The sequence below is a fragment of the Escherichia sp. KTE172 genome, assembly GCF_000408845.1.
GTDB classification, from domain to species: domain Bacteria; phylum Pseudomonadota; class Gammaproteobacteria; order Enterobacterales; family Enterobacteriaceae; genus Escherichia; species Escherichia coli.
The window spans coordinates 509,406-530,604 of record NZ_KE137316.1 but is presented as its reverse complement, the minus strand read 5'-3'; the positions used below and the strand labels follow the sequence as shown (position 1 = coordinate 530,604).

Sequence of the window (21,199 nt, the reverse complement as noted above, 5' to 3'; positions counted from 1 at the left end):
TAATGTCAAGCAGAGGTAAATTGCGGGATGTTATGCCATAACGGCCAACTAAACGAGAAGCGGGCACCACCCAGTTCGCTGGTGTCACAATTAACCGTACCGCCCATTGCTAGTGCTATAGAGTGGACAATCGCCAACCCCAGCCCGCAGCCGCCGGTTGAGCGATCCCGGCTGGGATCGAGGCGAACAAAAGGTTCAAAGATATGTTCGCGGTTTTCTGGGGCAATCCCTGGGCCATCATCCTCAACAATTAATGTCGCTCTATTCCCCGACAGTAGCAGGCTGGTTTCAACCGTTGAGTGACAGTAGCGCAGGGCGTTATTGAGCAAATTATCCAGCACGCGCTCCATTAAGCGCATATCCAACGCCGCATAATGGCCTTGCGCGAGCGTTTTAATCCGTACCGTTTTATCGGGCGTTACTGCCTGAATGTCTGCCAGATGCGTTGACAGCCACAACGGCAGGTCTGGTTCGCTAAGATGAAGCTCGTTTTGTGGGCGATCGAGTCGGGCATAAGTCAGCAGCTCTTCAATTAAAGCTTCAAGTTGACTGATATCGCGATTCAACGCCTGGGATTCGGCGGCGCTCAGGTTATCGCTCATCTCCAGTCGATAACGCAGGCGCACTAACGGTGTTCGCAGTTCATGAGCGATACCGTCAATAAGCTGTTTTTTGCTGGCAATCAAGGCGTTGATATTGTCCGCCATCTGGTTAAATGCGACGCCAAGTCGTTCAAAGCTCGAACCCTCATCAAAGTGGATACGCTCATTGAGATGCCCATCGCCAAATCGTTGCGCCGCTGCTTCCAGTTTTAACATATCCTGCCAGTGCGGACGCATCCAGATAAACACCGGAAAGGCGAGGGAAATGGCAATAAAAGCGATCAGGGCGATATCCAGTAATCGCATCTGATGGAGGTAATAAAGATAAGGAACAGGACCAACTGCCAGCACGTAGTGGCTGCGCGGGATACGTTGCAAAAACGTGTACTGATCGTCCAGGGCGACAATTTCGCCGCCACGCAGCCGGTGCATGGAAATATCATCAAGATGATATTTACTCAGCGGCTCGACACGCAGATCGAAAGAGAGATTTAAATCCATCTCCTTCAGCGTCTTACCCCAATCGTGTGGGGGGATCTCACGCAATTCGCTGCGCATCAGATACAGCGAACTGTTCATCAAATCATCCAGCGACTGTTTGCCCGCGCGTTCGGCGGTAAATTTGTACACCAGCCCAACCAGCAGAGACATCACAAGGAAGCAGACAAACAATAACAGGTAAAACTGGATAAACAGTTTTTTCATCGCTTATTCCCATGCATGAGGCGCAAAAAGATAGCCTTTGTTACGCACAGTTTTAATGCGATAAGGTTCTGCGGCGTTATCGAGCAGTTTTTTTCTTAACCGCGAAATAGCCACGTCCACGCTACGATCCAGTCCGTCATAACTGACGCCGCGTAAATTTTTCAGCAATGCATCGCGGTCCATGATTTGCCCGGCATGGGTAGCTAATTCCCACAATAATTCGAAATCAGCTGTCGAGAGCGAGATTTCAGTGTTAGCCAGGGTGACTACGCGGTTGATAGGATCGATGGTCAACGTGCCGAAATGCAGGGCTTTGTAGGGAGTCAGTGACGTTTCCTGAAGACCTTTGGTCAGCGTGGCTTGCTCATTCTGACGCAAATGCAAACGTAAACGCGCTAACAAAACAGCAGGGGGCGTCGTTTTGAGAATATAGTCGCAGGCACCCATTTCCAGTGCCAGGATGTGGTTCATATCGCTATCGAGAGAGGTTAGAAGAACAATCGGTCCGGACCACTTTGCGCGTAAATCACGACAAATGGTCATGCCGTCCTTGCCTGGTAGCATGATGTCGAGTAACACCAAATCCGGATTTTCTCGCAGAATAGTTTCTTCGGCCTGGTCGCCGCGCGGCTCTACGGTAACCTGCATATCATGTTTTGCCAGGTACGCGGCAATCAGTGAACCGACTTCCGCATCATCTTCCACAAATACGATAGTGTTCATATTATTCACGGTAGATATAAAAACGTCACAATACACCGCGCTGTTTTTACTTACTATCAATCGTTTCTAAACAAGTTTTCATCAGGTATTCTACTGATGACTTGTTATGGAAGTGTTAAGGTAAAAAGATGGGGCTGGTAATCAAAGCCGCGCTCGGTGCGCTGGTAGTGCTGTTGATTGGTGTTTTAGCAAAAACGAAAAATTATTATATCGCCGGGCTGATCCCACTTTTCCCGACCTTTGCGCTCATCGCGCATTATATTGTTGCCAGCGAACGCGGCATTGAAGCCTTACGCGCAACCATCATTTTTAGCATGTGGTCGATTATTCCCTATTTTGTTTACCTGGCGTCGCTGTGGTATTTCACCGGAATGATGCGCTTGCCCGCCGCTTTTGTTGGTTCTGTTGCGTGTTGGGGGATAAGCGCATGGGTGTTGATTATATGCTGGATAAAGCTGCATTAACGCAGATGACGACCGCCATCAAGAGGGAAACTGCGTCCGGTGACAAAGCAGCTGGTAAGTAAGTAATCGACCAGGTCGATCACTTCTTTCTCGCCAGGCGCGGTTTTCATCAGTGATTTATTCAGCGCCTGTTGTCGATATTCGGCATCATCATGTTCATTAAACAGGATCAGCGATGGCGCAATAGAATTCACTTTCACTTCCGGTGCCAGCTTGCGGGCAAACGAGCGAGTCATATTATCCAGTGCCGCTTTGCTTGCAGCATAGGCAATATGTTTGTCGCTACCGCGCTCCACCACATAATCGGTAAAGTGAATGATATCGCTGGAGGCGTGTCCGTGCCCACGCAGTAATCTTTCTAGCGCATGGTTGAGCAGGTATGGGGTATTAACGTGGATCTGCATCATGCAAGCCAGTACGTCGGACAGTGGCGCACCCGGTTTTTCCGCCATCCACGCGCTGGCGTTATGCAAAATAGCACGCAGACCATGGGTACTTTTTAGTACTTCATCGGCAAACGCCATCACACCGTCGTTGGTCGAAAAATCAGCCTGAATACACTGCGCACCTGCCTTAATTAGTCCATCAATGGCTGGATAGTGCGTCCGATAGCTGACAATCACCGGTTGCTTTTGATTAATGAAATGCCAGGCGAGTGCGAGGCCGATGCGACGACCTCCGCCAGTAATTAATATTGGCAAGGGCTGGGTTTTACCCATCGTTATCTCCTTTGCTATCCAACGATGGGATGAACGTTATCCCACCAGCATCCAGGTCGCCGGAACTGAGGCAATTAACAGCATGCCAATCAGCACCATTTCCTGACGGTTCAGTACATTATCATGTGTATGCGTTTTACGCGCATACAGGAAAACCAGCAGCCCCGGCGCATACAGAACAACGGATAACAGCAAGTGCATTGGACCAGAGGCGTACAATAACCATAAGCCATAAATGCAGGCACCGACACCTACCGCTTTATGCAGTGGACGGGTTGCGATTTTCAGCAAGAACGCGCCGACCAGGAAATAGGGCACCAGAATCATCTCTGAGGCGATGGTCAGCAATGTGTTGTAATCGGAACCGGTCAGCCAGATGAGTACCAGACAAATTTGCACGCAGATATTGGTCAGCCACAGTGAAGCGGATGGCGCAGCTTGTGCGTTCTGGCGCGCAAAAATGCGCGGGAATGCTTTATGAGTGGCTGCCAGGAACGGAACTTCTGCCGCCATGATGGTCCAGCTTAAGTACGCGCCGCAAACGGAAACGATCAAACCGGCAGCGATGATGATTTCGCCCCATGGTCCCATCATTTCCACCATCAGACCGGCCATTGACGGGTTACGAATTTCAGCCAGTTCAGGACGTGCCACCACGCCCAGCGAAAGCAGCGTTACCAGCAAGTAAACGCCCAGAGCGGAGAGAACCGCCAGCAGTGTCGCTTTGCCAACATCACGTTTATTACGCGCACGCGCAGAAACAACCACGGCACCTTCCACACCAATGAAAACCCACAGGGTGATCAGCATGGTGTTTTTCACCTGTTCCCAAACGGGTACGCCAAGTGCAAGTCCGGTGAAGTCGAGCTTGAAGGTATCCAGTTTGAACATCATCATCGCCAGCACAACAAACAGACCCAGCGGCAACAATTTTGCCAGTGTTGCCACCAGGTTAATGCTGGCAGCGGTTTGCACCCCGCGCAGGATCAAAAAGTGAACAATCCACAATAAAGCCGATGCACCGACGATCGATTGCCAGGTATTACCATCGCCAAACAGGCGCAATTCCGGCGTGTCCGTAAAAAAGCTTAACGCGGAAAAAACGATCACCAGATAGGAGACGTTGGCGATGACCGCGCACAGCCAGTATCCCCATGCGGAACAAAAGCCGATTAGCTCGCCAAACCCTTCGCGGGCATAGGTAAAGATACCGCCGTCAAGTTCGGGACGAATGCGCGTGAGGATCAGCATGGCAAAGGCCAGCAATAAAATGCCTGCGCCAGTAATACCCCAGCCGATGAGCAGTGCTGCCGGGCTGGCAACTGCCGCCATATTTTGCGGCAGACTGAAAACACCCGCGCCCAGCATTGAGCTTAATACCAGCGCGGTGAGTGCGCTCAGTCCCAGTTTCTTTTCCATCGATATCCAGTGATTAAAACGTGATAAGAAGAATAAATATTAGGGCAAAACGCATAAAAATGGAGTTTGCCACTGAAGCGCGGGATTTTACGAAGAGATGTGTCTGCATGCAATGGTCGCGGGGAAATTTGTGACTAAAAATGCGAAAGGCGGCATCAAGCCGCCTTATAGGAGTAACTGAATAGTTATTTATACAGATCTGCGCTGACGGTCAGGTTATTACCACGTTCCTGCCACTGGCGGGTGATGTGGTAATACTTAGCACCTTTCTTCGCGGCACGTTTCGCAACCTGATAGGAGACTTCAGTCATGTTGCCGTAGTTGCCAGAGAATTTGATGCTGTCGAACGGGACCATCATCGCTGCGGTCGCTTTGTTCAGTTCTTCGACTTTAGTGCCGTCAGGAAGCGTGACAGTGTAACGCCCGCCTTTTGATGACTGGGTTTCAAAGAAGCGACCGACTTCAGAGCTTGGTGATGCGGTAGTCGCAACACCCGGGATCTCAACTTTCTTCGCAGCTTCGCCACCGGCAGCCAGAGCTGCACGTCCTGCTTCGGAATCTGCCGGGATTACGTCCGGGCTCTGGACGATACGTTTCTTCGCATCTTTTTTATAGATGAATGCAGTAATACGCTGGTTGCCGCCCTGGTTGGCATCGATTTGACGAACGATGTAGTAAGAGTAGGCACCTTTCGCTTTTGCCGCTTTGGTGATGGCATCATTGACTTCTGGCTGGCTACGATAAAAGCCCTGGACGGTGACCGTGTCAAACGGTTCAATCAGAACGGCCTGATCTTTCGGCAGTTCGACAACTCCGTTAATTACGCGATTACTTGTTTCTTCTGCTTTTTCAGCATCGGCTTTATAGAGGTCAGCGACCACACGCCAGTTACCGCTGTTACCAAAATCAGAAGTGTCGACAACATAAAAAGAGGCGGCACCTTCTTTATCTGCGCGACGAGAAACGGCTTTCACCGCTTCGCCAATAGCATTAAAACGACCGGTAACCACTACACGGTCAAAAGGTTTAACCGCTGCCGCTTGCTCCGGTGTCAGTTCTGTTGCTGCGTTAACGGAGAATGCCGTAGCAGAAAGCAGTGCCGACGCCAGGAGGGTGTTCTTAAGCTTCATAAAAATAATCCTTCGCCTTGCGCAAACCAGGTACTGGTATTGTTATTAACGAGAAACGTGGCTGATTATTGCATTTAAACGGTGTAACTGTCTGCGTCATTTTTCATATCACATTCCTTAAACCAATTTTAATCCTGCTCAAATGACCGTCTATGCTTAAAAAACAGCCGTATCAGCATCAATACTACTGAAGCAACTGAATTGTATAAGTTAATTTAATGTTAAGTAGTGATTCGTACTGGGGCGATGTCTCGTTTTACCTGACCGTCGAAGACAATTATCAGTCTTTATCCGGCGTTCTAAGGTGTTTATCCCACTATCACGGCTGAATCGTTAATATTTTGCGAGTTCACGCCGAAATACTGATTTTTGGCGCTAGATCACAGGCATAATTTTCAGTACGTTATAGGGCGTTTGTTACTAATTTATTTTAACGGAGTAACATTTAGCTCGTACATGAGCGGCTTGTGTGGCTCCTGACACAGGCAAACCATCATCAATAAAACCGATGGAAGGGAATATCATGCGAATTGGCATACCAAGAGAACGGTTAACCAATGAAACCCGTGTTGCAGCAACGCCAAAAACAGTGGAACAGCTGCTGAAACTGGGTTTTACCGTCGCGGTAGAGAGCGGCGCGGGTCAACTGGCAAGTTTTGACGATAAAGCGTTTGTGCAAGCGGGCGCTGAAATTGTAGAAGGGAATAGCGTCTGGCAGTCAGAGATCATTCTGAAGGTCAATGCGCCGTTAGATGATGAAATTGCGTTACTGAATCTTGGGACAACGCTGGTGAGTTTTATCTGGCCTGCGCAGAATCCGGAATTAATGCAAAAACTTGCGGAACGTAACGTGACCGTGATGGCGATGGACTCTGTGCCGCGTATATCACGCGCACAATCGCTGGACGCACTAAGCTCGATGGCGAACATCGCCGGTTATCGCGCCATTGTTGAAGCAGCACATGAATTTGGGCGCTTCTTTACCGGGCAAATCACTGCGGCCGGGAAAGTGCCACCGGCAAAAGTGATGGTGATTGGTGCGGGTGTTGCAGGTCTGGCCGCCATTGGCGCAGCAAACAGTCTCGGCGCGATTGTGCGTGCATTCGACACCCGCCCGGAAGTGAAAGAACAAGTTCAAAGTATGGGCGCGGAATTCCTCGAGCTGGATTTTAAAGAGGAAGCGGGCAGCGGCGATGGCTATGCCAAAGTGATGTCGGACGCGTTCATCAAAGCGGAAATGGAACTCTTTGCCGCCCAGGCAAAAGAGGTCGATATCATTGTCACCACCGCGCTTATTCCAGGCAAACCAGCGCCGAAGCTAATTACCCGTGAAATGGTTGACTCCATGAAGGCGGGCAGTGTGATTGTCGACCTGGCAGCCCAGAACGGCGGTAACTGTGAATACACCGTGCCGGGTGAAATCTTCACTACGGAAAATGGTGTCAAAGTGATTGGTTATACCGATCTTCCGGGCCGTCTGCCGACGCAATCCTCACAGCTTTACGGCACAAACCTCGTTAATCTGCTGAAACTGTTGTGCAAAGAGAAAGATGGCAACATCACTGTTGATTTTGATGATGTGGTGATTCGCGGCGTGACCGTGATCCGTGCGGGCGAAATTACCTGGCCGGCACCGCCGATTCAGGTATCAGCTCAGCCGCAGGCGGCACAAAAAGCGGCACCGGAAGTGAAAACTGAGGAAAAATGTACCTGCTCACCGTGGCGTAAATACGCGTTGATGGCGCTGGCAATCATTCTTTTTGGCTGGATGGCAAGCGTTGCGCCGAAAGAATTCCTTGGGCACTTCACTGTGTTCGCGCTGGCCTGCGTTGTCGGTTATTACGTGGTGTGGAATGTATCGCACGCGCTGCATACACCGTTGATGTCGGTCACCAACGCGATTTCAGGGATTATTGTTGTCGGAGCACTGTTGCAGATTGGCCAGGGCGGCTGGGTTAGCTTCCTTAGTTTTATCGCGGTGCTTATAGCCAGCATTAATATTTTCGGTGGCTTCACCGTGACTCAGCGCATGCTGAAAATGTTCCGCAAAAATTAAGGGGTAACATATGTCTGGAGGATTAGTTACAGCTGCATACATTGTTGCCGCGATCCTGTTTATCTTCAGTCTGGCCGGGCTTTCGAAACATGAAACGTCTCGCCAGGGTAACAACTTCGGTATCGCCGGGATGGCGATTGCGTTAATCGCAACCATTTTTGGACCGGATACGGGTAATGTTGGCTGGATCTTGCTGGCGATGGTCATTGGTGGGGCAATTGGTATCCGGCTGGCGAAGAAAGTTGAAATGACCGAAATGCCAGAACTGGTGGCGATCCTGCATAGCTTCGTGGGTCTGGCGGCAGTGCTGGTTGGCTTTAACAGCTATCTGCATCATGACGCGGGAATGGCACCGATTCTGGTCAATATTCACCTGACGGAAGTGTTCCTCGGTATCTTCATCGGGGCGGTAACGTTCACGGGTTCGGTGGTGGCGTTCGGCAAACTGTGTGGCAAGATTTCGTCTAAACCGTTGATGCTGCCAAACCGTCACAAAATGAACCTGGCGGCTCTGGTCGTTTCCTTCCTGCTGCTGATTGTATTTGTTCGCACGGACAGCGTCGGCCTGCAAGTGCTGGCATTGCTGATAATGACCGCCATTGCGCTGGTATTCGGCTGGCATTTAGTCGCCTCCATCGGTGGTGCAGATATGCCAGTGGTGGTGTCGATGCTGAACTCGTACTCCGGCTGGGCGGCTGCGGCTGCGGGCTTTATGCTCAGCAACGACCTGCTGATTGTGACCGGTGCGCTGGTCGGTTCTTCGGGCGCTATCCTTTCTTACATTATGTGTAAAGCGATGAACCGTTCCTTTATCAGCGTTATTGCGGGTGGTTTCGGCACCGACGGCTCTTCTACTGGCGATGATCAGGAAGTGGGCGAGCACCGCGAAATCACCGCAGAAGAGACAGCGGAACTGCTGAAAAACTCCCATTCAGTGATCATTACTCCGGGGTACGGCATGGCAGTCGCGCAGGCGCAATATCCTGTCGCTGAAATTACCGAGAAACTGCGCGCTCGTGGTATCAACGTGCGTTTCGGTATCCACCCGGTTGCGGGGCGTTTGCCTGGACATATGAACGTATTGCTGGCTGAAGCAAAAGTACCGTATGACATCGTGCTGGAAATGGACGAGATCAATGATGACTTTGCTGATACCGATACCGTACTGGTGATTGGTGCTAACGATACGGTTAACCCGGCGGCGCAGGATGATCCGAAGAGTCCGATTGCTGGTATGCCTGTGCTGGAAGTGTGGAAAGCGCAGAACGTGATTGTCTTTAAACGTTCGATGAACACTGGCTATGCTGGTGTGCAAAACCCGCTGTTCTTCAAGGAAAACACCCACATGCTGTTTGGTGACGCCAAAGCCAGCGTGGATGCAATCCTGAAAGCTCTGTAACCCTGACGGCCTCTGCGGAGGCCGTCACTCTTTATTGAGATCGCTTAACAGAACGGCGATGCTTTGACCTCCCGCTGTTTGTTCAAGCGCAATTTTGACAATAATTGTCAACGGCACGGAAAGCAGCATACCCACCGGTCCTAACAACCATCCCCAAAAAATCAACGACAAAAATACCACCAATGTGGAAAGCCCCAGCCCACGCCCCATGATGCGTGGCTCCAGAATATTGCCGAAGACCAGATTAATCAGCAGATATCCCGCCAGCACGAACAACGCTTCGTAGAAGCCATTAAACACCAGTACCTGAGCGATAGGGGGGATTGCCGCGAGAACTGAACCAATATTCGGGATGTAATTAAGCGCAAAGGCCAGCAATCCCCAGACAAAAGCGAAGCGAACATCGAGTGCGGCGAGCATCGCCCAGGCGACCAGGCCGGTGATGATGCTGATGGCTGTTTTCAGCACCAGATAATGAGACACACTGTCAATCGCACGCTGAATCGCCGCCATCCCTTCAACCGGACGCGCCATCATTTGCTGAAATTTTCCGGGCAATTGTGGCACTTCGAGCAGCATAAACAGCACCGTCAGCAGCAATAAAAATATTGATGACATGGCATTAGATAACTGCGTCAATAAGTTGGTGAGCAACGTCATCGCCGCGTTCGGATCAATGTAATGCGCCAGCTGGTCAACTGAGACGTCAATCCCTACGCGTTGCAACAACGGTTCAAGCGCTTGCAGCGGCGTCATAATAGAGTTGCGATATTGCGGTAACGTCCGCGTCAACTCGTTGAGTGCGGAACCCAGATAAGCTAACAGCAACACCATCGCCATCACGATGATGGTCATCAAAATCGACACCGCCAGTACACGCGGCACTCGCCAGCGGACCATGTGTTGCACCAGCGGGTTAAGAATAACAGCAATAAATAATGCGAGAATAAACGGCACGATGATCTCGGCGGCAAAACGGATACCGCAGAGAATAATGACCAGCATTCCCAACATAATGACGATTTTTAGGCCATTGAGCGTGATGATCGGCTTTGCCATGCTTGTCCCCGTTTTTTCTTCCTTTGCTAATAATAATGTCTATTTCGCTCCGTCATCATAACGAAAATCAAACCGCTCAGGTAAAGAAGTGAAAATATTTTGAGTTAATTCTTAAGCTATGATACAAATCAGGCGTGTTCAACTACCGAGGACAATTATCATCCGCGATGACGAGAAGCAACACTGCGGATAATTGTAATATTATGGACAATTTGTTCAGGACGTTATTTTCTACATTTACCCATCTTCGTACCTCATCCACTATCTTGCTCGTAGGTGAGCAGCACTGGCGCAACGCGCTTTAGTCCTTTCTTCTGCCAAAGCTTGCGCTATGCGCGGGGCTTGACCACTTTACTTTGGTTTCGCTGAATTAAGCGAAAATTAAAATAATTCTCTTGCAGGAGAAGGACAATGTATATTTATTGGATTTTATTAGGTCTGGCTATTGCTACAGAAATTACCGGTACGCTGTCTATGAAATGGGCGAGCGTCAGTGAGGGAAATGGCGGCTTTATTTTAATGCTGGTGATGATTTCTCTGTCGTATATATTTCTCTCTTTCGCCGTTAAAAAGATCGCCTTAGGCGTGGCTTATGCGCTGTGGGAAGGTATCGGTATTTTATTTATTACCTTGTTTAGTGTTTTGTTATTCGACGAAAGTTTATCGCTGATGAAAATTGCCGGGTTAACCACCCTGGTCGCCGGGATTGTATTGATCAAATCAGGTACCCGTAAAGCGCGTAAACCTGAACTGGAGGTGAACCATGGCGCAGTTTGAATGGGTTCACGCCGCCTGGCTGGCATTGGCAATCGTGCTGGAAATCGTTGCTAACGTCTTTTTGAAATTTTCTGACGGCTTTCGTCGCAAAATATTTGGCTTGCTCTCCCTGGCGGCGGTGCTGGCTGCCTTTAGTGCGCTTTCTCAGGCCGTTAAAGGGATCGACTTGTCTGTCGCTTATGCATTGTGGGGCGGGTTTGGTATTGCCGCCACGTTAGCCGCAGGTTGGATCTTGTTTGGTCAACGGTTAAATCGTAAAGGCTGGATTGGCCTGGTCTTGCTGTTGGCTGGAATGATCATGGTGAAACTTGCCTGATGAACACGCTGCCCGCGCTGTCGGGCAGCGTTTGAACATTATTTTTGCGACAGTTGATCCAGCCTGTCGCGAAAACCGGTAACAGAAATGGCCCGGTTATCGGCGCGCCAGCGATCTTTCGCGGCAGGAGCCGAACTTTGCACCCCAATTAATTGCCAGCCGTCATCGGTATGCAACATCAGAGGCGAACCGCTGTCACCCGGCAAGGTATCGCACTGATGCGACATCACCGACGTTTGCGCCCAGCCAGTCACTTCACAGTTTTGATGACTGTACAACGTATCGAGATGATCTTCAGGGTATCCTGCCTGAGTCACTTTACGGCCAGCCGATTTTAATGCGGCGGTAAGCGCGGCTTTATCTCCCTCAAATAACGGCAACGGTGTAATGCCAGAAGGGGGATTACGTAGCACAATCAAACCGAAGTCCCACGGCGCAGCTGCGGGAGGAACAATCCAACCATCCCCATCTGCTTTTAACCGCTTTCCCAGTGTCGGATCAACGCGGCCTTCTATGTCGTGGATCTCATAGCGCCAAAGACCTTTATTTGACACGAAACGCAGCGCTACCGCTTTATCGGCTTTACCCTTTGGCGGCGTCAATAAACAGTGTCCTGCCGTTAATGCCAGATTGGGTGCAATCAGCGTCGCCGTACATAAATTGCCGCTGGCCGTTTCCAGTTGGCCAACCGCATCCCACGGTGATTGGGTCGTGTCATTCACTGGCACACGATCATCATGACCAAAAAACAGGGTGCTGACCTCATCGTTTGCCGATTTGGCAACGTCTGGTTTATCTGCAAACACAAAAGCAGACGTCAAACTAATTGCACCCAACACTACAGCAATGGTTGTACGCATATCACACTCTGGTGGGTAATTATGATTATTAAAAGCAAACCCTCATAAATACTATAGACGGGACGGGATGAAAGTGGGAGTAAAATCAGATAACTACGATCAGGAAAGATAAAAACGGGTGGCAATCAGTGCGCATAAAATAAGGATGATAAGAATGAACTCAAAGCGATAACGGCCCACCATACTACCCTCCGCTAAAGGCGGTGCTAAACGTTACCCGCTTAGCACCGTAATTTTCAGGCGCGAGGGGGCGCGCCAGTATTACTGTTGAAAACTTACGCTGCGGGTTGTGCAGCAGGTTTTGCCGGTTGCTGATGGCTGTGTTTCTTGGCGTGTTTCTTCGCTGCCTGCGCTTTTTGTTCAGGGGCTTTCTGTTCAGTTTTCGCATTTTTATGATGCTTTTTAGCCGCCTGCGCTTTCTGGGCAGGTGCTGCTTTATGCTGTTTTTTATGATGTGTGGTTTTCGCAGGCGCTGCTTTGGTGGTCGTCGCAGTCGGAGCAGGTGTGGTCGCAGTCTCTGCAGCAAAGGCGGCAGAAGACAGACCCATAGCAGCGGCAACAACCAGAGCTAATACTTTTTTCATTGTCATACCCTCAATTTGTTTTTTCATTTAACCCCACTGCGGGGCCGTTGAAATAACTATATCCCTGGGAATGGCAGACTTCCGTGAGTGGTTGGTTTCAGCGTGTAACGATATGTACAAACGCTGAATAAATTACAGCGTTGATAATAACGTATTGTGACTTAAGGGAAATTTAGCTACCAATAATAGTAGTCTTGATCAGGTTAACTATTTTACTACTTACAAAGCGGTAGAATAACTGCGCATCAGTAATAAATGACACACAGCAAAATGAATCCGTTTATTTGGGTACTTATAGTCCTGATGACGCTAGATGCGCTGCGGGAATTGGCTGGCGCTTCGTCTATTTTAGGATGGCTATTAACGTTGGTTTGAGCAGGCAATAAGTCCGGATGGGTATTTACCGCAGTCCGGACTTATTTTTCAGGCGTGCAGACGACGATGCAAACGCGTCCCGACCAGCAGAGCAATGACCAGCATCAGAGCAATAAATGCGCCGACGCCGTTCCAGCCATAGTTATGCCAGAAAACACCACCCAGCGTCCCGGCAATACTCGACCCCAGATAGTAACTGAACAGATACAGCGAGGAGGCCTGGCCTTTAGCGCGTTTTGCGCGGGGGCCGATCCAGCTGCTGGCAACGGAGTGGGCTGCGAAGAATCCGGCTGAGAAGAATAACATTCCGGCAAAGATCAGCCACAGCGAGCTAAATAAGGTCATCAGTAAACCAAACAGCATAACCCCCGTCGAAAACAACATCACCGGACCGCGCCCATAGCGGGTGGTCATTGTTCCGGCTTTGGGTGAGCTCCATGTACCGGTCAAATAAGCCAGCGATAATAAGCCAACCACGGCCTGGCTGACATGCCAGGGGGAGAGCATCAACCGATAGCCGATGTAATTAAACAGCGTGACGAACGACCCCATCAGCAAAAAGCCTTCTGCGAACAATAACGGTAATCCCCGGTCACGCCAGTGCAGACGAAAGTTGATAAACAACGTCTTAGGTCGCAGCGAAGTCGGGCGAAAATGGCGTGATTCAGGGAGGATTTTCCAGAACATTAACGCCGAGGCCAGCGCGAAACAACCGATTGCCGCCAGCGCAATTCGCCAGTTGAAAAAGTCCGTGAAGACACCGCTAATTAAGCGTCCGCTCATGCCGCCAATTGAGTTGCCGCTGATATACAACCCCATCGAAAAGGCCACGAAACTGGGGTGGATTTCCTCGCTAAGATAAGTCATGCCAACAGCTGCCACGCCACTTAACGAAAGCCCAATCAAGGCGCGCATAATCAAAATGCCGTGCCAGCTGGTCATCATTGTCGAAAGTAACGTACAAATGGAGGCCAACAGTAGCGCCGTGACCATCACTGGTTTGCGACCAATGGCATCGGATAGCGGGCCAGTAAACAGCAAACCGATAGCCAACATCGCCGTTGAAATGGACAGTGAAATACTACTGTTAGCAGGCGTTAAGCCAAACTCCTGCGAAAGCACCGGAAGGATAGGTTGCACACAATAGAGAAGTGCGAAGGTTGCCAGTCCGGCAGAGAAAAGCGCCAGGGTGACACGCATAAATTGCGGCGTACCGCGTTTAATAAATTGATTTGGCTGAGAAATGCTTTGCTTGTCAGTGTCGCTTGCCGGAGCTCCATCAACAGTTGTAGTACGGCTCACTTGAAATCCTTGCTAAATATGCCTGTGGATCAGGCTTATGAATAGATTAGGAAAATCGAATTGTTCTGTCTAATATATTAATAATCTCAAATAAGATGTTTTAAATATGAATATTGAACTTCGTCATCTGCGTTACTTTGTTGCGGTTGCAGAAGAGCTGCATTTCGGGCGCGCCGCTGCCCGCCTGAATATTTCGCAACCACCGCTAAGTCAACAGATTCAGGCGCTGGAGCAACAAATTGGTGCCCGACTGCTGGCACGGACCAATCGCAGTGTATTGCTGACGGCAGCAGGAAAACAGTTTCTTGTAGATAGTCGGCAAATCTTGTCTATGGTGGATGATGCTGCCGCTCGCGCTGAAAGGCTGCATCAGGGCGAAGCGGGGGAGTTGCGCATTGGTTTTACTTCGTCCGCTCCTTTTATTCGGGCGGTGTCCGATACGTTATCGCTGTTTCGCCGTGATTATCCCGATGTCCATTTACAAACCCGCGAAATGAACACTCGCGAGCAAATCGCTCCGCTCATTGAAGGAACGCTGGATATGGGATTGCTGCGTAACACAGCGTTACCGGAGACGCTTGAACACGCAGTCATCGTCCATGAACCGCTTATGGCGATGATCCCGCACGATCATCCCCTGGCAAATAACCCGAGTGTAACGCTGGCTGAACTGGCGAAAGAACCCTTTGTCTTTTTTGATCCGCACGTAGGGACAGGGCTGTATGACGATATTCTCGGGCTGATGCGACGTTACAATTTGACGCCCGTCATCACTCAGGAGGTGGGTGAGGCAATGACCATCATCGGTCTGGTTTCCGCTGGTCTGGGTGTTTCAATTTTGCCTGCGTCATTTAAACGTGTTCAGCTCAACGAAATGCGCTGGGTGCCGATTGCTGAAGAGGATGCGGTTTCTGAAATGTGGTTGGTCTGGCCGAAACACCATGAACAAAGTCCGGCTGCGCGTAACTTTCGTATTCATCTGCTGAATGCTCTCAGGTGAGGGAAATTTCAGCGAAAAAGCCCGAAAAATGTGCTGTTAATCACATGCCTAAGTAAAAATTTGACGACACGTATTGAAGTGCTTCACCATAGCCTACAGATTATTTCGGAGCGCGAAAATATAGGGAGTATGCGGTGGTTGCTGAAAATCAGCCTGGGCACATTGATCAAATAAAGCAGACCAACGCGGGCGCGGTTTATCGCCTGATTGATCAGCTTGGTCCAGTCTCGCGTATCGATCTTTCCCGTCTGGCGCAGCTGGCTCCTGCCAGTATCACTAAAATTGTCCGTGAGATGCTCGAAGCACACCTGGTGCAAGAGCTGGAAATCAAAGAAGCGGGGAACCGTGGCCGTCCGGCAGTGGGGCTGGTGGTTGAAACTGAAGCCTGGCACTATCTTTCTCTGCGCATTAGTCGCGGGGAGATTTTCCTTGCTCTGCGCGATCTGAGCAGCAAACTGGTGGTGGAGGAGGCGCAGGAACTGGCGTTAAAAGATGACTCACCATTGCTGGATCGTATCATTTCCCATATCGATCAGTTTTTTATCCGCCACCAGAAAAAACTTGAGCGTCTGACTTCGATTGCCATTACCTTGCCGGGAATTATTGATACGGAAAATGGTATTGTACATCGCATGCCGTTCTACGAGGATGTAAAAGAGATGCCGCTCGGCGAGGCGCTGGAGCAGCATACCGGCGTACCGGTTTATATTCAGCATGATATCAGCGCATGGACGATGGCTGAGGCCTTGTTTGGTGCCTCACGCGGGGCGCGCGATGTGATTCAGGTGGTTATCGATCACAACGTGGGGGCGGGCGTCATTACCGATGGTCATCTGCTACACGCAGGCAGCAGTAGCCTTGTGGAAATAGGTCACACGCAGGTCGACCCGTATGGGAAACGCTGTTATTGCGGGAATCACGGCTGCCTCGAAACCATCGCCAGTGTGGACAGTATTCTTGAGCTGGCACAGCTGCGTCTCAATCAATCCATGAGCTCGATGTTACATGGACAACCGTTAACCGTGGACTCATTGTGTCAGGCGGCATTGCGCGGCGATCTGCTGGCAAAAGACATCATTACCGGGGTGGGCGCGCATGTAGGGCGCATTCTTGCCATCATGGTGAATTTATTTAACCCACAAAAAATACTGATTGGCTCACCGTTAAGTAAAGCGGCAGATATCCTCTTCCCGGTCATCTCAGATAGCATCCGTCAGCAGGCCCTTCCTGCGTATAGTCAGCACATTAGCGTTGAGAGTACTCAGTTTTCTAACCAGGGCACGATGGCAGGGGCTGCGCTGGTAAAAGACGCGATGTATAACGGTTCTTTGTTGATTCGTCTGTTGCAGGGTTAACATTTTTTAACTGTTCTACCAAAATTTGCGCTATCTCAATTTGGGCCAGGAAAGCATAACTTAGACTTTCAAGGTTAATTATTTTCCTGGTTTATATTTGTGAAGCATAACGGTGGAGTTAGTGATGCTGAAGCGTTTCTTTATTACCGGTACAGACACTTCTGTAGGGAAAACGGTGGTTTCCCGCGCATTGCTACAAGCGTTAGCCTCCCAGGGAAAAACGGTTGCGGGATATAAACCCGTAGCGAAGGGGAGCAAAGAGACACCCGAAGGGCTGCGTAATAAAGATGCCCTGGTGTTGCAGAGTGTTTCAACCATCGAACTGCCTTATGAAGCAGTTAATCCTATCGCGTTAAGCGAAGAAGAAAGTAGCGTGGCGCACAGTTGCCCAATCAATTACACCCTCATTTCAAACGGCCTGGCAAACCTGACCGATAAAGTCGATCATGTCGTGGTAGAAGGGACTGGCGGCTGGCGCAGTCTGATGAATGATTTGCGTCCGCTCTCTGAATGGGTGGTGCAGGAACAACTGCCGGTGTTGATGGTTGTCGGTATTCAGGAAGGTTGCATTAACCATGCACTGCTAACAGCTCAGGCGATCGCCAACGACGGGCTACCGCTCATTGGCTGGGTGGCTAACCGAATCAATCCAGGACTGGCGCATTATGCGGAAATCATTGATGTGCTCGGTAAAAAACTTCCGGCACCGCTCATTGGTGAACTGCCTTATCTGCCGCGCGCCGAACAGCGTGAACTGGGGCAATACATCCGCTTAGCTATGCTTCGCAGTGTGCTGGCGGTAGATAGAGTCACGGTGTAACGTCCGCGAAATTACCGACGCAATTACGCAGGCAATCAATAAACCGGGGAGTAGCTGATACTCCCCGGTCATTTCACATATCATCAACGTCGACATAATCGGCGCGTGCGTGGTTGCCGCCAACAGTGTCGCCATCCCGGTCAATCCGAGTAAAAGCGTAATTTCTTCGCCATCAGGGAACCATAATCCCAGGCTACGACCATACAACATGCCAATGGCAAGACCGATAAATAGCGTCGGTGTAAAGACACCACCGGGCGCGCCAGAACCACTACTCGCCAGCACGGCAAACAGTTTACAGAGGAAGATCCCGGCAATGATCATTAACAGTGGCGGAGCGGTTAAAAAGGATTGTACGGTGCTATAGCCGTTGCCCCACACTGCAGGTGTGAACAGGGAAAGCAGACCCACGATCAACCCGCCCAGTGCCAGTTGCCAGGGCGGCGCAAGCTTGAGACTTACAAATTCACGATGACAGGCGTTCATCAACGTTAACAACAGTGGTCCGCACAGACCTGCCAGCACACCTGTACTGATAATCAGCGCATAGTCACGAGCCTGAACCGTCACTGAGAGTTGTACACTGTAGAGTAACGCGTCGCTATGATTAATCAGATTGCTAACCAGCAATGCCACGACGGCGGAAATAATCACCGGGCCGAGAGAGGCCAACATCATAGTGCCAAACAGCACTTCGGCTATAAATAAACTGCCAGCAAGCGGGGCGCGATAGGCCGCAGCCATTCCCGCCGCAGCTCCACAGGCGATCCATAATTTCCACTCCTGGCGTGGCGTAAAACGTTGGGCAAAACAGGAGGCGGCAAGGGCAGCTAAAAGAATCATCGCACCTTCGCGACCAATTGCACTGCCGCTGGTTACTACCAGCAGAGAGGCAAGGGATTTAACCAGGCTTGCTGCGTAATCAAACTGCCCATCGGTTTGCAACGCTTCCATGTAATCGGTCGGCGCATGAGGGCGTTGCTGGGTAAATTTCTGCCAGCCCATCAGCAACAAACCCGCCGCCAGTCCGCCGAGCGCCGGAGTTAGCAGCCGTCGCCAGGGGGAAAGATTTGTCGCTGCATTGACCAGACTGCCCGAGTCATTATTGAGGAACAACCACTCCAGTAGCAGCATTGCATGACGAAACCCGGCAACGGCAAAGGCCGCAAGAATACCGACGACTGTTGCGATAAGCAGACGGCGGAACATAGTGCGCAGATCCGGATAGATGTGTAGATGATGCATGAGCAGAAATGGGCAATGAAATACGGGCGACTATTTTGCGGCAAAAGAAGCCAGACGCAAAAGCAGTGCGTGCTTTAAGAGATAAAAAACGTGACACTGTAACCTATTATTGCCGAATTGCGCCTAATCGACACCATCCGGCAATATTACGGTGATCCTATCGAAAGAGTGGTTTAACCGCGACAGGAATTAACAGTTGTGATTGCCATTGCGCCAGCGTTAAGCGAGCCAGTTCACCCAGTGCACGGTAGAAAGGGTGTTCTGCTTTTTCGATAAAAACGTCAAGAAAACGTGTTGACCACGGAAAAAGGTGCCATGCCAGCAATTCTTCGCATTCTGTCTGGCGACCATTCTCCGCCAACCACGCAGCCATCAACAGCAGTGAACCAAAATGATCTTCCGGTTCGTTTTGCTTCATTTCAAACTGAATGCCTTTCTCGCGCATCCACTGACGAAGTGCCAATGTTGAATCGCCAAACAGCACAGATTCGCGATCCAGCCAGACCGACCCCCACGGCGGTGATGGCAGAGCCCACGGACCGACAAACAAACGCTGCCAGGCCTGGGCGCGAGTCTCTTCACTCTGTGCCTGAAAAGCCGTCACCAGCGGCGCTAATGACGCTTCTGGTAGAGGCCACTGAGTTTCCCAGCCGTCACGGGTGAGTACCGCAACCAGAGGTGCGGCTTCCGCACTCTCTGGAGCGTAATAAAACAGCGCGCCCAACACGCGCGCCGCGACAGAAAAATTATCTTGCTGTGAAAAATGGGTCATTCCTAACATCCTGAAATGTGCGGGTTGCCCCGCACCAATTTGTTAACCTGCAATAGCCATTCCTACCGTCATGTGCAGGCCATAAAAGAGCACACGCCCGATCATCTCACCGCCAAGTATGAGGATTAGCCCCAGAACAAGTCCGGCAACGTGAGGTTCACGGCGACGAATGAGCGGACAAAGCCAGCATCCTAGACCTGCGCATAACAATACCACACGCCAGACCTGTAAGGAGGCGTAATCTGGTACCAGTGCGCTGGCTTGTTGTACGGATGAGTGAATAGACGCCAGAGACAAACCTTGCAGCACAATCACCCCGGCACAAGCGATCAGCGCCAGAACGCTAATGATGGCAAAGGGTGTGGTATTAAATGTAATGCGGGCTGCCCGCAGAATTGCGGCAGCAAGTATTGGACCGCTCAACAATACTGTCAGGAAGAAAGCCAGCGTAGTGTAACCGTTATGCCAGGTTGGCACTGTGTCGATTTGATACACGCAGGTCATCATCCAGACGAAAATGACGCCGAGCGCCATGCTGACAAGTAACCAGAGTTTCCCCAACGCTTGCGGCATCTTACCGATGACTGCCACCAGCCACCATAATCCGCCAACGGCAAAAAATATGGAACCGGCAGCAATCTCGTTACTCAGACCAGAAGCTCCGATTCGATTCAGCGAGTTAAACGCTCGCAGTGGCGATCCCAGGTGCATGACAGAGGCAATAAACCCGATGCCCATCAACAGCCAGAGGAAAAACATGCCACGGACAATACGCTGACGGTCTGCGTCATTATTGGCGGCGAACCAGCCAATTCCGCTAACAATCAGCGCGCCTACTACGCATTGACCCAATACGGTAAAGATAACCAGTGGCCATTCATGCCATCCATTTCCCATTTTACACTTCCTCCGGATTAGCCAGATAACCAGTGGTATCGCCGGTCGGGCGGCTGTTGGCGTTAGGTTTGATAACGATATTGGGTTTTGTGAAATGCGCGCGCGGTAGTGGCGCGACGGCAGCCAGAGTGCCGTGCTTCTGGCGCAGCTCTTCAATTGGACCGAACTCAAGTGCACGCAGCGGGCAGGATTCGACACATATGGGTTGTTTCCCCTCGGCGACGCGCGAATAACAACCATCGCACTTCGTCATGTGTCCTTTTTCAGCATTGTACTGTGGCGCGCCGTACGGACAAGCCATGTGGCAGTAGCGGCAGCCGATACAAACATCTTCATCAACCACCACAAAGCCATCTTCACGCTTATGCATTGCGCCGCTGGGGCAGACTTTTGTACATGCGGGGTCATCGCAATGGTTACAGGAGATGGAGAGATAATAAGCGAACACGTTCTGGTGCCAGACGCCATTATCTTCCTGCCAGTCGCCGCCAGCATATTCATAAATACGGCGGAAACTGACTTCCGGGCCAAGATCTTTAAAATCTTTGCACGCCAGTTCGCAGGTTTTACAGCCAGTACAGCGGCTGGAATCGATAAAAAATCCATATTGTGTGGTCATG

The 21,199-nt window shown here is 50.6% G+C and carries 23 protein-coding genes; 9 read left to right on the top strand and 14 right to left on the bottom strand.

Annotation, left to right across the window (positions count from 1 at the left end; all coding sequences use genetic code 11):
• Positions 1-5 precede the first annotated feature (5 nt).
• Together rstB and rstA are read right to left on the bottom strand one after the other, a co-directional pair.
• Positions 6-1,307 (bottom strand): two-component system sensor histidine kinase RstB, encoded by a 1,302-nt coding sequence (gene rstB, locus G434_RS21065; protein ID WP_000732505.1) that lies wholly within the window; start codon positions 1,305-1,307, stop codon positions 6-8.
• A 3-nt stretch (positions 1,308-1,310) separates the two neighbouring features.
• Positions 1,311-2,030: a two-component system response regulator RstA gene (gene rstA, locus G434_RS21070; protein ID WP_001092508.1), complete on the bottom strand. Its 720-nt coding sequence runs from the start codon at positions 2,028-2,030 to the stop codon at positions 1,311-1,313.
• A gap of 128 nt (positions 2,031-2,158) precedes the next feature.
• Here rstA and G434_RS21075 point away from each other — a divergent pair, with 128 nt between their 5' ends.
• Positions 2,159-2,494, top strand: a complete 336-nt coding sequence (locus G434_RS21075) for a GlpM family protein (protein WP_000524861.1) — start codon at positions 2,159-2,161, stop codon at positions 2,492-2,494.
• On the opposite strand, the gene folM is transcribed toward G434_RS21075, so the two are convergent.
• From folM to ydgH, 3 genes are all read right to left on the bottom strand, one after another.
• On the bottom strand, positions 2,491-3,213 hold the full coding sequence (gene folM / locus G434_RS21080; RefSeq protein ID WP_000520798.1) for a dihydromonapterin reductase: 723 nt from the start codon (positions 3,211-3,213) through the stop codon (positions 2,491-2,493). The genes G434_RS21075 and folM overlap by 4 nt on opposite strands.
• 36 nt (positions 3,214-3,249) lie before the next feature.
• Positions 3,250-4,632 (bottom strand): amino acid permease, encoded by a 1,383-nt coding sequence (locus G434_RS21085; protein WP_000412379.1) that lies wholly within the window; start codon positions 4,630-4,632, stop codon positions 3,250-3,252.
• Between the two features lie 185 nt (positions 4,633-4,817).
• Positions 4,818-5,762: a DUF1471 family protein YdgH gene (ydgH, locus tag G434_RS21090; protein WP_000769328.1), complete on the bottom strand. Its 945-nt coding sequence runs from the start codon at positions 5,760-5,762 to the stop codon at positions 4,818-4,820.
• 523 nt (positions 5,763-6,285) lie between these two features.
• Between ydgH and pntA the strand changes: the two genes are divergently transcribed.
• Positions 6,286-7,818, top strand: coding sequence for a Re/Si-specific NAD(P)(+) transhydrogenase subunit alpha (gene pntA, locus G434_RS21095; protein WP_001376875.1), 1,533 nt, complete (start codon positions 6,286-6,288; stop codon positions 7,816-7,818).
• 10 nt (positions 7,819-7,828) lie between these two features.
• Complete coding sequence (pntB, locus tag G434_RS21100; protein ID WP_000014036.1) at positions 7,829-9,217, top strand: Re/Si-specific NAD(P)(+) transhydrogenase subunit beta; 1,389 nt, start codon at positions 7,829-7,831, stop codon at positions 9,215-9,217.
• Positions 9,218-9,241: 24 nt separating this feature from the next.
• On the opposite strand, the gene tqsA is transcribed toward pntB, so the two are convergent.
• Complete coding sequence (gene tqsA / locus G434_RS21105; RefSeq protein ID WP_001118233.1) at positions 9,242-10,276, bottom strand: AI-2 transporter TqsA; 1,035 nt, start codon at positions 10,274-10,276, stop codon at positions 9,242-9,244.
• 411 nt (positions 10,277-10,687) lie between these two features.
• Here tqsA and mdtJ point away from each other — a divergent pair, with 411 nt between their 5' ends.
• Entirely contained in the window at positions 10,688-11,053 is a 366-nt protein-coding gene (gene mdtJ / locus G434_RS21110; RefSeq protein ID WP_000276149.1) for a multidrug/spermidine efflux SMR transporter subunit MdtJ, read from the top strand.
• Positions 11,040-11,369 (top strand): multidrug/spermidine efflux SMR transporter subunit MdtI, encoded by a 330-nt coding sequence (gene mdtI / locus G434_RS21115; protein ID WP_000046661.1) that lies wholly within the window; start codon positions 11,040-11,042, stop codon positions 11,367-11,369. The genes mdtJ and mdtI overlap by 14 nt, the downstream gene beginning before the upstream one ends.
• Positions 11,370-11,407: 38 nt before the next feature.
• On the opposite strand, the gene G434_RS21120 is transcribed toward mdtI, so the two are convergent.
• From G434_RS21120 to asr, 3 genes are all read right to left on the bottom strand, one after another.
• Positions 11,408-12,229 carry a trypsin-like serine peptidase gene (locus G434_RS21120; RefSeq protein ID WP_001260856.1) on the bottom strand — a complete coding sequence of 274 codons (822 nt, stop codon included), beginning with the start codon at positions 12,227-12,229 and terminating at the stop codon, positions 11,408-11,410.
• A 99-nt stretch (positions 12,230-12,328) separates the two neighbouring features.
• The gene (locus G434_RS0124800) at positions 12,329-12,412 is read right to left on the bottom strand and encodes a small membrane protein YdgU (protein WP_000233092.1); all 84 of its coding nucleotides are present in this window, start codon (positions 12,410-12,412) and stop codon (positions 12,329-12,331) included.
• 92 nt (positions 12,413-12,504) lie between these two features.
• Entirely contained in the window at positions 12,505-12,813 is a 309-nt protein-coding gene (gene asr, locus G434_RS21125) for an acid resistance repetitive basic protein Asr (protein WP_001513309.1), read from the bottom strand.
• A gap of 255 nt (positions 12,814-13,068) precedes the next feature.
• Here asr and G434_RS31075 point away from each other — a divergent pair, with 255 nt between their 5' ends.
• Positions 13,069-13,188, top strand: coding sequence for a KPN_01571 family protein (locus tag G434_RS31075; RefSeq protein ID WP_001323423.1), 120 nt, complete (start codon positions 13,069-13,071; stop codon positions 13,186-13,188).
• 48 nt (positions 13,189-13,236) lie between these two features.
• Here G434_RS31075 and G434_RS21130 read toward each other — a convergent pair whose 3' ends face one another.
• Positions 13,237-14,490, bottom strand: a complete 1,254-nt coding sequence (locus tag G434_RS21130) for an MFS transporter (protein ID WP_000091836.1) — start codon at positions 14,488-14,490, stop codon at positions 13,237-13,239.
• 106 nt (positions 14,491-14,596) lie between these two features.
• Here G434_RS21130 and G434_RS21135 point away from each other — a divergent pair, with 106 nt between their 5' ends.
• The 3 genes from G434_RS21135 (at position 14,597) to bioD (ending at position 17,665) form a co-directional block, all read left to right on the top strand.
• Positions 14,597-15,490, top strand: coding sequence for a LysR family transcriptional regulator (locus G434_RS21135; protein ID WP_001019558.1), 894 nt, complete (start codon positions 14,597-14,599; stop codon positions 15,488-15,490).
• A 134-nt stretch (positions 15,491-15,624) separates the two neighbouring features.
• Positions 15,625-16,845 carry a sugar metabolism global transcriptional regulator Mlc gene (gene mlc / locus G434_RS21140; protein ID WP_000225257.1) on the top strand — a complete coding sequence of 407 codons (1,221 nt, stop codon included), beginning with the start codon at positions 15,625-15,627 and terminating at the stop codon, positions 16,843-16,845.
• Between the two features lie 124 nt (positions 16,846-16,969).
• Positions 16,970-17,665 (top strand): dethiobiotin synthase, encoded by a 696-nt coding sequence (bioD, locus tag G434_RS21145; protein ID WP_000919226.1) that lies wholly within the window; start codon positions 16,970-16,972, stop codon positions 17,663-17,665.
• On the opposite strand, the gene clcB is transcribed toward bioD, so the two are convergent.
• The 4 genes from clcB to ynfG form a co-directional block, all read right to left on the bottom strand.
• Positions 17,618-18,910, bottom strand: a complete 1,293-nt coding sequence (gene clcB, locus G434_RS21150) for a voltage-gated ClC-type chloride channel ClcB (RefSeq protein ID WP_000546460.1) — start codon at positions 18,908-18,910, stop codon at positions 17,618-17,620. The two genes, bioD and clcB, sit on opposite strands and share 48 nt — an antisense overlap.
• Positions 18,911-19,067: 157 nt before the next feature.
• A complete protein-coding gene (gene dmsD / locus G434_RS21155) occupies positions 19,068-19,682 on the bottom strand; it encodes a Tat proofreading chaperone DmsD (protein WP_000148697.1) in 615 nt (204 codons plus the stop codon).
• 42 nt (positions 19,683-19,724) lie between these two features.
• On the bottom strand, positions 19,725-20,579 hold the full coding sequence (ynfH, locus tag G434_RS21160; RefSeq protein ID WP_000526517.1) for a selenate reductase membrane anchor subunit YnfH: 855 nt from the start codon (positions 20,577-20,579) through the stop codon (positions 19,725-19,727).
• 1 nt (position 20,580) lies between these two features.
• Entirely contained in the window at positions 20,581-21,198 is a 618-nt protein-coding gene (gene ynfG, locus G434_RS21165) for a DMSO reductase like molybdoenzyme iron-sulfur subunit YnfG (protein ID WP_000213028.1), read from the bottom strand.
• Position 21,199: the final 1 nt, after the last annotated feature.

Bases quoted from the DNA above. Each gene is read 5' to 3' on its own strand.
- G434_RS21075 (WP_000524861.1), top strand. From the start codon at position 2,159: ATGGGGCTGGTAATCAAAGCCGCGCTCGGTGCGCTGGTAGTGCTGTTG.
- mdtI (WP_000046661.1), top strand. From the start codon at position 11,040: ATGGCGCAGTTTGAATGGGTTCACGCCGCCTGGCTGGCATTGGCAATC.
- dmsD (WP_000148697.1), bottom strand. From the start codon at position 19,682: ATGACCCATTTTTCACAGCAAGATAATTTTTCTGTCGCGGCGCGCGTG.
- G434_RS21085 (WP_000412379.1), bottom strand. From the start codon at position 4,632: ATGGAAAAGAAACTGGGACTGAGCGCACTCACCGCGCTGGTATTAAGC.
- bioD (WP_000919226.1), top strand. From the start codon at position 16,970: ATGCTGAAGCGTTTCTTTATTACCGGTACAGACACTTCTGTAGGGAAA.
- ydgH (WP_000769328.1), bottom strand. From the start codon at position 5,762: ATGAAGCTTAAGAACACCCTCCTGGCGTCGGCACTGCTTTCTGCTACG.
- clcB (WP_000546460.1), bottom strand. From the start codon at position 18,910: ATGCATCATCTACACATCTATCCGGATCTGCGCACTATGTTCCGCCGT.
- asr (WP_001513309.1), bottom strand. From the start codon at position 12,813: ATGAAAAAAGTATTAGCTCTGGTTGTTGCCGCTGCTATGGGTCTGTCT.
- rstB (WP_000732505.1), bottom strand. From the start codon at position 1,307: ATGAAAAAACTGTTTATCCAGTTTTACCTGTTATTGTTTGTCTGCTTC.
- G434_RS0124800 (WP_000233092.1), bottom strand. From the start codon at position 12,412: ATGGTGGGCCGTTATCGCTTTGAGTTCATTCTTATCATCCTTATTTTA.
- G434_RS21120 (WP_001260856.1), bottom strand. From the start codon at position 12,229: ATGCGTACAACCATTGCTGTAGTGTTGGGTGCAATTAGTTTGACGTCT.
- ynfG (WP_000213028.1), bottom strand. From the start codon at position 21,198: ATGACCACACAATATGGATTTTTTATCGATTCCAGCCGCTGTACTGGC.
- folM (WP_000520798.1), bottom strand. From the start codon at position 3,213: ATGGGTAAAACCCAGCCCTTGCCAATATTAATTACTGGCGGAGGTCGT.
- rstA (WP_001092508.1), bottom strand. From the start codon at position 2,030: ATGAACACTATCGTATTTGTGGAAGATGATGCGGAAGTCGGTTCACTG.
- ynfH (WP_000526517.1), bottom strand. From the start codon at position 20,579: ATGGGAAATGGATGGCATGAATGGCCACTGGTTATCTTTACCGTATTG.
- G434_RS21135 (WP_001019558.1), top strand. From the start codon at position 14,597: ATGAATATTGAACTTCGTCATCTGCGTTACTTTGTTGCGGTTGCAGAA.
- pntA (WP_001376875.1), top strand. From the start codon at position 6,286: ATGCGAATTGGCATACCAAGAGAACGGTTAACCAATGAAACCCGTGTT.
- mdtJ (WP_000276149.1), top strand. From the start codon at position 10,688: ATGTATATTTATTGGATTTTATTAGGTCTGGCTATTGCTACAGAAATT.
- G434_RS31075 (WP_001323423.1), top strand. From the start codon at position 13,069: ATGACACACAGCAAAATGAATCCGTTTATTTGGGTACTTATAGTCCTG.
- pntB (WP_000014036.1), top strand. From the start codon at position 7,829: ATGTCTGGAGGATTAGTTACAGCTGCATACATTGTTGCCGCGATCCTG.
- tqsA (WP_001118233.1), bottom strand. From the start codon at position 10,276: ATGGCAAAGCCGATCATCACGCTCAATGGCCTAAAAATCGTCATTATG.